Origin of the sequence: Clostridium sp. D5, from assembly GCF_000190355.1 — a bacterium.
Classification (GTDB): domain Bacteria; phylum Bacillota; class Clostridia; order Lachnospirales; family Lachnospiraceae; genus Faecalicatena; species Faecalicatena fissicatena_A.
The window spans coordinates 220736-235154 of record NZ_GL870811.1 but is presented as its reverse complement, the minus strand read 5'-3'; the positions used below and the strand labels follow the sequence as shown (position 1 = coordinate 235154).

12 protein-coding genes are annotated in these 14419 nt (G+C 46.9%); 1 reads left to right on the top strand and 11 read right to left on the bottom strand.

The genetic code is table 11. The annotated features are described in order from the left end of the window. Window positions 1-178: 178 nt before the first annotated feature. The 7 genes from groL to HMPREF0240_RS09340 all read right to left on the bottom strand — a co-directional run bounded on the left by groL (window position 179) and on the right by HMPREF0240_RS09340 (window position 8423). A complete protein-coding gene (gene groL, locus HMPREF0240_RS09370) occupies window positions 179-1804 on the bottom strand; it encodes a chaperonin GroEL (RefSeq protein ID WP_035312857.1) in 1626 nt (541 codons plus the stop codon). A gap of 106 nt (window positions 1805-1910) precedes the next feature. Further along, a complete protein-coding gene (locus HMPREF0240_RS09365; protein WP_009003197.1) occupies window positions 1911-2195 on the bottom strand; it encodes a co-chaperone GroES in 285 nt (94 codons plus the stop codon). A 155-nt stretch (window positions 2196-2350) separates the two neighbouring features. Beyond that, entirely contained in the window at window positions 2351-2677 is a 327-nt protein-coding gene (locus HMPREF0240_RS09360; RefSeq protein WP_009003196.1) for a hypothetical protein, read from the bottom strand. Window positions 2678-2818: 141 nt separating this feature from the next. Next, the gene (codY, locus tag HMPREF0240_RS09355; RefSeq protein ID WP_009003195.1) at window positions 2819-3598 is read right to left on the bottom strand and encodes a GTP-sensing pleiotropic transcriptional regulator CodY; all 780 of its coding nucleotides are present in this window, start codon (window positions 3596-3598) and stop codon (window positions 2819-2821) included. A gap of 96 nt (window positions 3599-3694) precedes the next feature. Further along, complete coding sequence (gene topA / locus HMPREF0240_RS09350; protein ID WP_009003194.1) at window positions 3695-5767, bottom strand: type I DNA topoisomerase; 2073 nt, start codon at window positions 5765-5767, stop codon at window positions 3695-3697. 36 nt (window positions 5768-5803) lie between these two features. Then, window positions 5804-6886 (bottom strand): DNA-processing protein DprA, encoded by a 1083-nt coding sequence (gene dprA, locus HMPREF0240_RS09345; RefSeq protein WP_009003193.1) that lies wholly within the window; start codon window positions 6884-6886, stop codon window positions 5804-5806. Window positions 6887-6890: 4 nt separating this feature from the next. Beyond that, window positions 6891-8423, bottom strand: a complete 1533-nt coding sequence (locus HMPREF0240_RS09340; RefSeq protein ID WP_009003192.1) for a YifB family Mg chelatase-like AAA ATPase — start codon at window positions 8421-8423, stop codon at window positions 6891-6893. 1077 nt (window positions 8424-9500) lie between these two features. On the opposite strand from HMPREF0240_RS09340, the gene sigK reads away from it, so the two are divergent. Further along, window positions 9501-10139, top strand: a complete 639-nt coding sequence (gene sigK / locus HMPREF0240_RS09330; protein ID WP_009003191.1) for an RNA polymerase sporulation sigma factor SigK — start codon at window positions 9501-9503, stop codon at window positions 10137-10139. Window positions 10140-10355: 216 nt separating this feature from the next. On the opposite strand, the gene HMPREF0240_RS24285 is transcribed toward sigK, so the two are convergent. The 4 genes from HMPREF0240_RS24285 to HMPREF0240_RS09315 form a co-directional block, all read right to left on the bottom strand. Continuing rightward, on the bottom strand, window positions 10356-10529 hold the full coding sequence (locus HMPREF0240_RS24285; protein WP_157134232.1) for a hypothetical protein: 174 nt from the start codon (window positions 10527-10529) through the stop codon (window positions 10356-10358). 201 nt (window positions 10530-10730) lie between these two features. Continuing rightward, window positions 10731-11954 (bottom strand): U32 family peptidase, encoded by a 1224-nt coding sequence (locus HMPREF0240_RS09325; RefSeq protein ID WP_009003190.1) that lies wholly within the window; start codon window positions 11952-11954, stop codon window positions 10731-10733. A gap of 69 nt (window positions 11955-12023) precedes the next feature. Next, window positions 12024-12680, bottom strand: coding sequence for an O-methyltransferase (locus HMPREF0240_RS09320; RefSeq protein WP_009003189.1), 657 nt, complete (start codon window positions 12678-12680; stop codon window positions 12024-12026). A gap of 3 nt (window positions 12681-12683) precedes the next feature. After that, window positions 12684-14354 (bottom strand): ribonuclease J, encoded by a 1671-nt coding sequence (locus tag HMPREF0240_RS09315; protein ID WP_009003188.1) that lies wholly within the window; start codon window positions 14352-14354, stop codon window positions 12684-12686. Window positions 14355-14419: the final 65 nt, after the last annotated feature.

Genomic DNA, 14419 nt, shown 5'->3' with positions numbered 1-14419 from the left:
GGAAAGCATCAGGCTTCCCGTCGATTGTTGTCTGTGCCCTCAGTGGGCTGCTCTTTTTGCGTTAGTGTTTCCCCGTAAACGGGTTGCCGCAAAGACCTGACAGATGCACTCCGCCGGCCATTTCGCTGACCGCTCCCGGCAGGCGGCCCCTTCGCCGCCAACCTCCCCGTTTCGCAGATTACATCATTCCCATTCCGCCGCCTGCTCCGGCTGGCATTGCTGGTGCATCTTCTTTGATTGTAGCTACAACTGATTCTGTTGTCAGCAGTGTAGATGCTACGCTTGTTGCATTCTGTAATGCACTTCTGGTAACTTTTGCAGGATCCAGGATTCCTTCTTTTACCATGTCTACATACTCTTCTTTGTAAGCGTCAAATCCAACTCCCGGTTCGGATTCTCTTACTTTATTGATGATAACAGCTCCCTCAAGACCTGCGTTTGATGCGATGTGGTACAGTGGTGACTCCAGAGCTTTCAGGACTACTTTCGCGCCTGTCTTCTCATCGCCTTCCAGTTCCTCAGCCAGTTTTTCAACTTCTTTTGCTGCGTGGATGTATGCAGAACCGCCGCCTGCGATGATTCCTTCTTCTACTGCTGCTCTTGTAGCGTTCAGAGCATCTTCCATGCGGAGTTTTGCTTCCTTCATCTCTGTCTCTGTTGCAGCACCTACACGGATAACTGCTACGCCGCCAGCCAGTTTAGCAAGTCTTTCCTGTAATTTTTCTCTGTCAAAATCAGATGTTGTCTCTTCAATACCTTTTTTGATCTGAGCAACTCTGTCCTCAATTGCTTTTTTGTCTCCGCATCCGTCAACGATTACGGTGTTCTCTTTCTGAACTTTTACGGATTTTGCACGTCCAAGCTGATCCAGTGTAGCTTCCTTCAGATCCATTCCCAGTTCTTCGGAAATCACCTGTCCGCCTGTCAGGATTGCGATATCCTGAAGCATCTCTTTTCTTCTGTCACCATATCCCGGTGCTTTTACTGCTACTACGTTGAATGTTCCGCGCAGTTTATTGACAATCAGTGTTGTAAGAGCTTCGCCCTCGATATCCTCAGCAATGATAAGAAGTCTTGCTCCAGACTGTACAATCTGCTCTAACAGCGGAAGGATGTCCTGAATATTGGCGATCTTCTTGTCTGTAATCAGAATATATGGGTCATCCAGTTTTGCTTCCATTTTTTCCATATCTGTTGCCATGTATGCGGAAATATATCCACGGTCGAACTGCATACCTTCTACTAAATCCAGCTCTGTCATCATTGTCTTGGACTCTTCGATTGTGATAACTCCGTCATTGGAAACTTTCTCCATAGCATCTGCTACCATCTGACCTACAAAGTCATCTCCTGAAGATACAGCTGCAACTCTTGCAATCTGCTCTTTGTCTTTTACTTTACTGCTCATCTTTGCAATAGCATCCACTGCCGCATCGGTAGCTTTTTTCATACCTTTACGCAGAATAATTGGATTAGCGCCTGCTTCCAGGTTCTTCATTCCTTCATGCACCATTGCCTGTGCAAGTACAGTAGCAGTTGTTGTACCGTCTCCGGCTACATCGTTTGTCTTGGAAGCAACTTCTTTAATGAGCTGAGCTCCCATGTTTTCAAAACCATCTTCCAGTTCGATCTCTTTTGCGATCGTCACACCATCGTTTGTAATAAGCGGTGCTCCGAATGATTTGTCAAGAACTACGTTTCTTCCTTTTGGTCCCAGTGTTACTCTTACTGTATTCGCCAGCTGGTTAACGCCTTTTTCTAATGCTGCTCTGGCTTCTGTTCCGTGTTTAATTTCCTTTGCCATGTCTGTCACTCCTCTTAATCTGATTAGATTCTTTTTTCAAGTTCATCTTTATTATAGTCTTACTGAAATTAAATGATCAATAAATATAAAGCCCTTAACGAACACCCTATTCAACAATTGCCAGAATGTCGCTCTGCTTAACAATGATATATTCTTCTTTTTCAAGTTCTACTTCTGTACCTGCATATTTGGAGTAGATTACTTTATCGCCGACTTTTACCTGCATTGTTACTTCTTTTCCGTCTATAATTCCACCAGGTCCAACTGCAATAACTTCTGCCTCCTGCGGCTTCTCTTTTGCCTGACCTGGCAGGACGATACCTGACTTTGTTGTTTCTTCCGCTTCCAATTGTTTTAATACAATCTTGTCACCTAATGGTACTAATTTCATTGTAACTCCTCCTTAATTGATTTTACATATTATTAGCACTCATTTCTTTTGAGTGCTAACCTCATGAATATAAAATAGCACTCTGTTCTTAATTTGTCAACAGAGTTTGTAAAATTTATACTTAGTTTATAAACCTATTTTTTCTTAACCAGGTGTTACTTCCTTTTGATCGGCCGTTTTACGCTTGCCACATTGTAGAAGCCATTTTCTATCTTAAAAACAAGCATATTTTCGTTCTCGCACTGATAACGTTCCTTTACTGCGCCTGTACAAAAAAGGAGTTCCTTCTTGGTGGAAATATAGCACTGGTACTTCGCATCCAGCGAGATTGCCGTCAAGTCATCTTCTTTCAGCTGCAAGTATATGTAATCTTCCTCCAGATCATACTTAAAAACCTGGCAATGATGCGTTGCATCATCAAAAATCACATCTGCCGAAATCACTTTTTCCATCTGTAAATCTACCGGGTTTCCTTCATACATTTTCTCACTGCCTCCTATACTATCATGTTTTCTGCTAAAGCTATTGGCAAAACACTGTCTGTTATCCCAAGAAAGGGCATCAGCAGCCTGATACCCTCTCTAATTAACTATGCACTGTAAAAGATAAAATCATCTGAATATTTACAGACGCTCTTTTTTTATTTTCTCCAGTTCTGTGAATACATAATCATTCAGAACCTTGATATATGTCCCTTTCATTCCTGATGAACGGGACTCTATAACTCCTGCACTCTCAAACTTCCTGAGTGCATTGACAATTACAGATCTTGTAATGCCCACGCGGTCTGCAATCTTACTTGCTACAAGGATACCTTCTGTTCCGTCCAGCTCCTCAAAAATATGGATGATTGCTTCCAGCTCAGAAAAGGACAGCGTGCTGATCGCTGACTGCACGATATGCTCTTTTCTTGTCTCTTCCGCACTCTCTTCGTTGACAGAACGGAGCATCTCCAGTCCTACAACCGCTGTGCCATACTCGCTTAAAATAATATCATCAATCTCATATACCGAATCCTGCTTGTAGATAAACAGCGTTCCCAGACGCTCTCCCGCTATGTCAATGGGGGTGATAATCGCCTGATATCCTTTCACTGCTTCCGGTGAAAAACCAAGTGTCTCCAGGTTCACATTCTCTTTTGTAGACAGGATATTAAGCAGGCGCTCATTCAGCATCTCATCAATATGTGCACCAACCGATTCACCGACAAGTTCCCCGATACCTTCTACCTGACCGCTTTTGCTCACTCCCAGTATCTTGCCCTTCTTACTTACAACAAGAACATTAGAATTCAGAATCTCCGTAAGGACGGCACAAATATCGTTAAAAACCACCTTACTGGAATTGTTGTTATGCAGCAGCTTATTAATTTTTCTTGTTTTATCCAATAACTGTACGCTCATTGATTTCCTCCAGATTTAATTGTGTATACAACTCGTTCCAATTCGTTCGATATAGTTATGCTATCATACAACTCACGAAATATCAACGTCATTTATCTAATTTTTTTTCAAATTTCGGACATATCCACATTTTTCATCTGCACATACAAGTTTATTGCCTTTTTCTACCATATAATTACCGCATTCTGGGCACTTTTCTTTGGATGGCTTCTGCCAGGACATGAATTCACATTCCGGATTGTTTTCGCAGCCAAAGTATTTTCTGCCCTTCTTCGTCTTGCGGATGACCACTTCTTTACCGCAGACCGGACATGGTACTCCGATCTTTTCCAAATATGGTTTTGTATTCTTGCACTCCGGAAAACCGGGACATGCCAGGAACTTTCCGTGAGGCCCGTATTTGACCACCATATTGCGTCCGCATTCTTCGCAGATCACATCCGTCACTTCATCTTCAATCTTTACGCTTTCCAGCTCTTTCTCTGCAATCTTCACCGCTTCGTCCAGATCCGGATAGAAATTGCGGATGACTTCTTTCCACGGAACCTTGCCTTCCTCCACCATATCCAGAAGACCTTCCATGTTGGCAGTAAAATTCTCATCCACAATGCTCGGGAAGGACTGCTTCATGATATTATTCACGACCTCACCGATTTCTGTTATATAGAGGTTCTTTGCCTCCTTCGTAACATAACGGCGTCCGAGGATGGTGGAGATCGTAGGTGCATACGTACTTGGTCGTCCTATCCCCAGCTCTTCCAGCATCTTGACAAGTGTTGCCTCCGTATAGTGAGCCGGCGGCTGTGTAAAATGCTGTTTTGTATCAAAACTATCCTTATTCAGCTGAGTTTCCATGTTCAGGCCATTTACCAGGACATTGCTCTCCTCTTTCTCTTCATCTGCCTCTGTATAGACGCTTTTGAATCCATCGAATACGACTTTGGAAGTCGATACGGTAAACCGGTACTCTCCTGCCCCGATTTTCACTGAAATGGACTCATACTTCGCGGGCTGCATTCTGCTGGCCGCAAAACGTTTCCAGATCAGCTGGTACAGGCGCATCTGGTCCCTGGAAAGAGATTCCTTCAAAGAAGCCGGCGTCCTGGTGATATCGGTCGGTCTGATGGCCTCATGGGCATCCTGGATCTTTTTCTCAGTCTTTTTAGCCTGTACACCTGCCGCAACATATTCTTTTCCGTAGGTTGCCTGGATATACTCTCTTGCACTTGCATCTGCCTCCTCGGAGATTCTGGTGGAGTCCGTACGCAGATAGGTAATGACGCCGACAGTACCGTTCCCCTTAATATCAATTCCTTCATACAGCTGCTGTGCAATACGCATTGTTTTCTGTGTTCCAAAGTTCAATACTTTCGCTGCTTCCTGCTGCAGAGTACTGGTTGTGAAAGGAAGCGGTGCCTTACGGATGCGCTCGCCCTTTTTAATATCCGTGATCTTATAATCTTCATTGTCCACGGCCTTAATAATCTGATTCAGTTCTTCCTCTGAACCGATTGTCATCTTCTGTTTTTCCGTGCCATAGAACTTGGCAACAAGCGGACGTTTTTCACCTTTTACCTTTAAAATAGCATCCAGTGACCAGTATTCTTCCGGTATAAATGCATCGATATCGGCTTCTCTGTCCGCGATCAGGCGGAGGGCAACAGACTGCACACGGCCTGCGCTGAGTCCCCTTTTTACTTTTGCCCAGAGAACCGGGCTGATGCGGTACCCCACCATTCTGTCCAGAATGCGGCGCGCCTGCTGGGCATCAACCAGAGTCATATCGATATCCCTGGGTGCCTTTAAAGATGCCTTTACAGCATTTTTGGTAATCTCGTTAAATGTAATACGGCGCATTTTCTTATCATCTAATTTCAGAGCCGTTGCCAGATGCCAGGATATTGCCTCTCCCTCACGGTCAGGGTCAGTTGCAAGATAAACTTTGTCAGCCTTCTTGGCTTCCTTACGTAGATTCGCAAGGATATCGCCTTTTCCCCTTATCGTAATATATTTGGGCTCATAGTCATTCTCTATATCTATGCCCAGCTGGCTCTTGGGCAGATCACGGACATGTCCGTTCGATGCAGCAACCGAATAGTTGCTTCCCAGGAACTTTTTAATTGTTTTCACCTTGGCAGGTGACTCCACAATAACCAGATAATGTGCCATAAAACTTCCTCCACTAGGCTTTCACGCCCCTATTTATCATTTCATCTTAATATAATAATTTTTTGAAACTTCTCTGATGTATCCTTTCAATTCCAATGACACAAGCCGCTCAAGCACTTCGTTTGCAGGCAGCATTGTCTCTTCTGTGAGCTGGCTGAGATTCTTGGGATACAAACCAAGTCGACTATACACCATATTTTCCCCACTTTCAAGCACTTTTTTATTTTTGGTTATTTTTTCACTTCCTTCAAGGCAGTCAATATTCAGCACTTCCAGCACCATTTCAGGAGACAAAAGAATGCCCGCTCCCTGCCTGATCAGCTCGTTGCACCCCTGACTCAGGCTGCTGTTTACAGGCCCAGGCAGTGCATAAACATCCCTCCCCTGCTCCAATGCAAGATCCGCTGTAATCAGCGAGCCGCTCTTCGATCTCGCCTCCATCACAAGCACCAGATCCGAAAGCCCGCTGATGATCCGGTTTCTCCGGGGAAAATTCTGGGGCGCCGGAGGGGTTCCCGGTGGAAATTCAGACAGAATCCCTCCTCCGTTCTCTAAAATATCTGCATACAGCCCAATATGTTCCCGCGGATAACAGATATTCACCCCGCAGCCCAATACCGCGTATGTCTTACCTTTTCCCATCAGAGCACCCCTCTGGGCCGTCCCGTCAATTCCTCTTGCCATTCCGCTGATAACAGAAATACCGTATTCCGCAAGTTTCTCTCCAAATTCCAGGGCATACTTTTCCCCGTAAGGCGTACTGCGCCTTGCCCCTACAATAGCTACCGCTTTTTTCTCCTCATGCGGCAGTTTTCCCTTTACATAAAGTGCATAGGGGGGATCTGGTATATTCCGCAGCCTCCCAGGAAATTCTTGGGCAAAATGCGGTACAAAGTGAATCGCCATCTCAACTATTTTTGCAGCTTTTTCGTCCAGTTTCCCTGCTTTCTGCGCCTGCATAATTGTATGGATATCTTTTTCATTTAAGAACCCCATTTCTTTTAGTTTTGTTTCTTCTATATAAAATATACGTTCACCTGATCCTATCTGTTTTCTCAGCATATATTTTTTTCTGTCGCTCAAAGATGTAATCTCAGCAAACCAGTATTCATATTTCATCTATTCATCTCCCCCAGTATTTTTTATCCATGGTGCGGTATCCTATGGCCTCTTTTATGTGTCTTTCTCCAATCTCTTCCTGTCCTTCCAGATCAGCAATTGTCCTGGCCACCTTCAAAATCTTATGATAGGTTCTCGCAGTAAGCCTCAGCGAAGTAAATGCCTGCTCCATCAGCCTGTTTTCCGCTTTTCCAAGCCCACAGTATCTATCCAGTTCTTTTACCCCAAGCATAGCATTGGAAACAATTCCCGTCCCTGCGTAACGCCGGTTCTGAATTTCACGGGCATCACACACCCGCCTGCGTATATCTGCGGAACTTTCTCCTTTTCTTTTTCCCAGAAGGGATTCATATTTTACTTTTGGCGCCTCCACGCAAATGTCGACGCGGTCCAAAAAAGGCTGGCTGATTTTACCAAGATAGTGCTGAATCTGGCCGGGAGTGCAGGTGCACCGTTCAAAATCCGGATAGCATCCACAGGGACAGGGATTCATAGCCGCTATCAGTATAAAATTAGCCGGAAATACATAGTTACCGTGTGTTCTCGTTATCCTGACCTGATGTTCCTCCAACGGCTGCCGCAGTACTTCCAGCACTGCCTTCTGGAATTCCGGTAATTCATCCAGAAACAGTACCCCGCCGTGAGCCAGGCTGATCTCCCCCGGAGAAGGTATCAAACCACCCCCGATCAGCGCCGCCTTAGTTGCCGTATGATGTACACTGCGGAAAGGCCTCTGCCGTATCAGCGGTGATTCTTTATCCACCAGCCCCATAATGCTGTATATCTTCGTAATCTCCATGCTTTCCTCCAGAGTCATCGGAGGCAGAATTCCCGGAATTCGTCTGGCTGCCATAGTTTTGCCGCTTCCCGGCGGCCCAACCAGGAGCAGATTATGCCCGCCCGCAACCGCTACTTCCGCGGCCCGTTTCACGCCTTCCTGCCCCTGTATATCACTGTAATCCAGAAAGTTCTCTGCAGGTTCGTCTGCTCTTTCTTCCGGATACGGCTCTGCTTCCAGTTTTTCATTTCCCGCCAGAAAAGCAAAGGCTTCCTGAAGGTTTCGGACTCCAAGTACTTCTACGCCTTCCACGAGCGCCCCTTCCGAAGCATTCGCTTTCGGCACGATACAGACCGGAACCCCCGCCTCCCGTGCCTCCAGTATCACCGGCAAAATTCCCGGAACTTTCTGCAGACACCCGTCAAGGCTCAATTCCCCGATAATCAGCATATTCCGCACCTTTTCCTCCGGTATCACCCCTAAGGATACAAGTATAGCCACTGCAATCGGCAGATCAAAAGCCGCGCCCCTCTTTCTCATCGTTGCCGGTGACAGGTTAATCACCGTCTTCTTAGCCGGAAAATCCAGCCCCGAATTGCGGATCGCCGTCCGAACCCGCTCCGCAGCCTCCTTCACCTCCGAAGAAAGATACCCAACCATATGAAAAGCAGGCAGTCCATTACTGACATCCGCCTCCACATGCACAAACTCCACTTTCAGCCCCTGAATAGACGCTGATAAAACTGTGCTGAAACTCATTCACACACTCCTTTCACGTTCTGAATAAAAATAAAAAGAAACAATGGCCGAAACAGCCTGAATTGACAACCAGGGAAGAAATCCCCGGAACTGGTGACTACATCATAGCTTACTTGGGGCGGGGTGTCAAGAGGGGGGAGGTCCGCTGAGTGAGAGGTGCACCTGGTTTCCGGCGGGGAGGTGTGTGCCATTTCAATATCCTGCCCGTGCGTTAAGAATCCGTAGGAGAAAAAACAGGGATCATGGAGGGACATGCCGCAGTTGGCCCGAATGCCGATGCATTCGCGCCGCCGGCGGCAATAAGATTTGATTTTGTAAATCAAATCTTACCCTCCCTGATCCCTGTTTTTTCTCCAACGGATTCTAAGACGCACTCTATGGATTTTGAAATGGCACACACCTCCCCGCCGGAAACCAGGCGCACCTCTCACTCAGCTGGGCGCATCCGGGCGGAAGGGAAACCCGTTGGGTGGAGACGTTTCGGGAGCGGCGGATTTGATGTGGGTAAGCGGGATTTCTATGGCTTGAGAGATGTATTTATTTTTGTTTAGTTAGATCAATTCTATAGTTAACAACCCTGCCAGATTTCCTCCAGTTTTATTTAACTGCCTACGCTCACATAAAACTCCCGCATATCCACCACAATCCGCCTCCCCCGCAACTTTCCCCTCACACAAAATAACCAACCGGCCGGATGCGTCCAGCCTGTCCGGGAGGGGGCTTCTGCCGCAGGCCGGGAAACTTCCATGTCCCTTTTCGGATGCTTAGAGTGCGCATAGTCTCGTTTGATAAAAACCGCATCGGATGGGGAGGCTGAAATCTGCTTCCGAAGCAGATTTCAAAGCGGCCTGAGCCGCGCAATTCTTCAGAATTGCGGGGTGAATGCCGCTGGTGCCTCCTCATCCGATGCGGTTTTTATCTAGCGAGACTAAGCAAACGGCCGCATCCGAAAAGGGACATGGAAGTTTCCCGGCCTGCGGCAGAAGCCCCCTTCCGGACAGGCGGCCCTTCCTCAATCTTCTATTTATTTTGATGGGAAAAGCACAATTTTGACTTTTTTCACATAGACTATATCAAATGTGCTTAGAGGTGCTGTTCTTGAAATCTTTTCCAAATCCCCTCACTCCATCGGAAGAAAAATATTACATGCAAAAATATACAGAGGGCGACCTTCAGGCAAAACATGTCTTAATCGAACGAAATCTGCGGCTCGTTGCACATGTCATTAAAAAATACCAGTATCTTGACGAGGACCCTGAGGATCTCATATCTATAGGAACCATCGGCCTGATCAAAGCCGTCGTCACATTCAATCCCGATAAAGGCAACCGGCTGGCGGCCTACGCATCCAAATGTGTAGAAAACGAAATTCTGATGTACCTGCGCGCCAAAAAGAAAACAAGCAAGGAAATCTCCCTGTATGAGCCCATCGGTACCGACAGAGAAGGAAACGAAATCAAACTCTATGATATCATCGAAACCGACGAAGCAGACGTCCCCGAAAAAATCCACCTCAAAGAAAATATCCAAAAGCTTTATGACAAAGTAGAAAATGAACTCTCCCAGCGCGAAAGGCTCGTCCTGAAGATGCGGTACGGCCTCTACAACGGAGAAGAATACACACAGCGGGAAATTGCCAGGCAGCTGGGAATCTCCCGCTCCTACGTCTCCCGCATCGAAAAAAGTGCGGTGGAGAAGCTGCGGGAATTTTTTTAGGGGGATGCAAAGGGGAATGTTGTTCAGAAGGGGACGCCGCTGACGCAGGGACAGGCGGATTCGGTGACGGGCAGGGCGTGTAAGCCTTGCTAGAATAAAAAGTGAAGGGGATACGGAAACCACAGACACTCGGGGGAAATTTGATAATTTCCCCCTGCGGGTCTGCTTAGAATCGTGATTCGGAATCACGATTCTATTCCGTATCCCCTTCACTTTTTATTCAAGCAAGGCTAACACGCCCCTTAACGCCTCCGAATCCGCCTGTCCCTGCGTCAGCAGCTGTTTCATCCGACCGGACATTACAATCGCATGCGCTCCAAAAAATCGGAAGCAGCTTTTGGCTGCGCCGCCGGAACGGTGACAGCGTATGTGAACTGCCTCTCCGCCCATCCCCGTCCCCACCTCGTATTCGAACACAGTCCCCCGCGGTCTTCGTCCCGCCTTGAATACACTAGCGACGCGAAATGAGCACCGTGAAGCACCGGGGACACGCCTGCTGTTTCGGGAAGCGTAGAGCGCGTTTAGAAATTCTAAAAAGGAAGAAGGCGTGTCCCCGGTGCTTCACGGTGCTCATTTCGCGGAGCGGCCCCTCTACTCCCGACGCCGAAGAATATCAAACTGTTGGGGGGTTTGGCTCAGCTTGATATGGAGTACTTGTTTGGAGTGTGGTGCGCTCTCCTGTTCCTCCCCCTCTTCGTTTATGATCTGAAGTACGGTTGTTTCTATATTCTCTCCGTTTGGCTTCATGATTTCTATTGTTTCGCCTACGGAAAATTTGTTTCTCTGTTCTATTCTGTACAGGCCATCTTTCTCCGGACCGATGATTCCGAGATAGGTGTACTCTTTTACATAGGTGTTGCTGTCGTAGATCTGAGTTGTCTCATCCGATTTTCCGAAGAAGAAACCGGTGGTAAACTGACGGTATGTGCAGTTTGAGATCTGCTCCAGATACCATGGCATGTTTTTGCGGTACAGTTCCGGGTCTTTCTGGTAGTCGTCGATGGCTTTGCGGTAGGTTCTGGCTACAGTTGCCACGTACAGGGCGGTTTTCATGCGGCCTTCTATCTTCAGGCTGTCTATACCTGCTTCCAGAAGTTCCGGGATGTGTTCTATCATACACAGGTCTTTTGAGTTGAAGATATAGGTGCCTCTCTCGTTCTCATAGACCGGCATATACTCTCCGGGCCTTGTTTCCTCCACGACTGCGTATTTCCAGCGGCAGGGGTGGGTACAGGAACCCTGGTTGGCATCCCGGCCGGTGAAATAATTGCTGAGCAGGCATCTGCCGGAATAAGAGATACACATGGCGCCGTGGATGAAGGTCTCTATTTCCAGATCTTCCGGGATATTGGCGCGCAGTTCCTTAAGTTCTTCCAGAGAAAGCTCTCTTGCAGAAACAACACGGCTTGCCCCCTGTTTGTGCCAAAAATTATAGGTGCCATAGTTCGTGTTGTTTGCCTGGGTGCTGATGTGACGTTCGATCTCGGGACACACTTCTTTGGCAATCTCAAACACACCAGGATCGGCTATAATCAGGCCGTCCGGCTTTATATCTTTCAGCTCCTCAAAATACTCCCTTACTCCGGCCAGATCGCTGTTATGAGCCAGTATATTTGCTGTCACATAGACTTTTACGCCATGCTCATGGGCAAAAGCGATCCCCTGCCTCATATCTTCCATGGAGAAATTCTTCGCCTTTGCACGGAGCCCAAACGCCTCTCCACCGATGTATACGGCATCTGCCCCGAATATTACTGCTGTTTTTAACACTTCCAGACTGCTCGCCGGAATCAAAAGTTCAGGATGTCTTCCCATTTCATTTTCCCTTCCGTATCATTTCCAGTATCAAACGTCTGCGACGCGACTGTCATACAATTTCTCATCTCATTGTTTTACCATACTCTTTTTTGTGCTGACTGCTACCCCGTCACCCAACGGCAGGACAGATGTTATCAGCTCTTCCTTATGCTTCAGTTCATACAGATATTCCCGCATCCTCGCGTGGATGGTGCGGTTTCTGCGTTCCACGGCAAAACGGGATTCTATGATATCCCCGTCCTGCAGCACGTTGTCAGATACAAGAGTGCCGCCGTCTGCCAGAAGTCTCAGAACCTCGGGCATAAAGTGAATGTATTGTCCCTTGGCCGCATCCATAAAAATAAAGTCAAAGCTTCCCTCCAGGCTTTTCAGCACCTCGAGGGCATCTCCCTCCAGAAGAGTGATCTGATTTTCCTTCCCGGCTCTTCTAAAGTTCCCGCGTGCAATCGGGATTCTTTTTTCATACTTTTCAATTGTCGTAATTTCGCACCCGTCCGGGGCATATTCACTCATCAATAACGCAGAGAAACCTACGGCAGTCCCTACTTCGAGAATGCGCATAGGTTTTTGTATGGTGATAAGCACCTTGAGGAAGCTCTGCATTTCTTTTCTTATGATCGGAACTTGAGTCTCCAGAGCTTCCCTCTCAATGGCTTCCAGTATTTCACTGTTCTCTGTCTCCATGGAATTGATGAATGTAACGATACGTTCATCTACTATCATATCTTACACATCCACATCCATTATTATCGGAATAATCATCGGGCGTCTCTTTGTCTTCTTCCAGATATAGTCATTCATGGTGTCACGGATGGCCAGCTTGATCTTATTCCAGTCTGCGTGCTTATTGGAAAGACAGCGCTCCAGACCTTCTGTTACAACCTGGCGTGCTTCCTCCATCAGCCCTTCTGACTCGCGCACATAGACAAATCCCCTTGATACGATATCCGGTCCTGCGAGCAGGCGGTTGGTTCCCTTCTCCAGGGTCAGTACCACGATCAGAATACCGTCCTCTGCCAGATGCTGTCTGTCTCTGAGTACGATGTTGCCTACATCCCCGACGCCAAGGCCGTCCACAAGGATTGCTCCTGTGTGTACTTTATCAACAATTTTAGCCTCATCCTCGCACAGTTCCATGACATCTCCGGACTGTATAATAAAGATGTTTTCTTTTGGTATCCCCAAAGAACTTGCAATCGCCGCGTTTGCCTTGAGGTGGCGGTATTCACCGTGCACCGGAATGGCATATTTGGGCTTAACAAGGGAATAGATCAGCTTGAGCTCTTCCTGGCAGGCATGTCCGGATACATGGGCATCCTGGAAAATTACATTTGCACCCTTTGCGGATAGTTCATTGATCACACGTGATACGGACTTTTCATTTCCCGGTATTGGGTTCGAGCTGAAGATAATCGTATCATTCGGCTGGATTGTTACCTTACGGTGTACATCTGCCGCCATTCTGGACAGAGCCGCCATGGATTCTCCCTGGCTTCCTGTTGTGATCAGCACCATCTTCTCCGGCGGATATTTCTTCATCTGGTCGATCTCAATCAGCGTATTATCCGGGATATTCAGATATCCCAGTTCCGATGCCGTTGAGATAATATTTACCATGCTACGGCCTTCCACAATAACCTTGCGCCCGTATTTATATGCCGAGTTGATTGCCTGCTGCACACGGTCTACGTTGGATGCGAATGTCGCTATGATGATTCTCGTATTCTGATGCTCCGCAAAAATATGATCGAAAGTGATTCCCACAGTCCTCTCAGACTGGGTAAATCCTTTCCGTTCTGCGTTTGTACTGTCTGACATCAGTGCCAGTACACCCTTTTTTCCAATCTCCGCAATACGCTGCAGGTCAATCACATCGCCGAATACAGGTGTGTAATCCACTTTAAAGTCACCGGTATGCACTACGATTCCTGCCGGAGAATAGATCGCCAGCGCAGATGCATCCTGAATACTGTGGTTTGTCTTAATAAATTCAATTCTGAACTTTCCAAGATTGATTGACTGTCCGTGGCGTACGACTTTCCGTTTTGTGCCGCGGAGCAGATTATGCTCTTTCAGTTTATTTTCAATAATACCCATGGTGAGCTTTGTCGTGTAAATCGGGAGATTGATCTCCTTCAGTACATAGGGCAGGGCCCCGATATGATCCTCATGTCCATGAGTAATAACAAATCCCTTTACCTTGTCAATATTGTCCTTAAGATATGTCACATCCGGTATTACAAGATCTATACCGAGCATATCGTCTTCCGGGAATGCGAGTCCGCAGTCCACTACAATAATACTGTCCTCAAATTCAAAGGCAGTAATATTCATCCCTATCTGCTCAAGACCGCCGAGAGGGATAATCCTTAATTTACCATTACTTGTTTTTTTCAATAATTTTACACCTCCATGTGTTTTTATGTACCTACTTCCGCGCATGAAAATAACAGCAAGCCTCC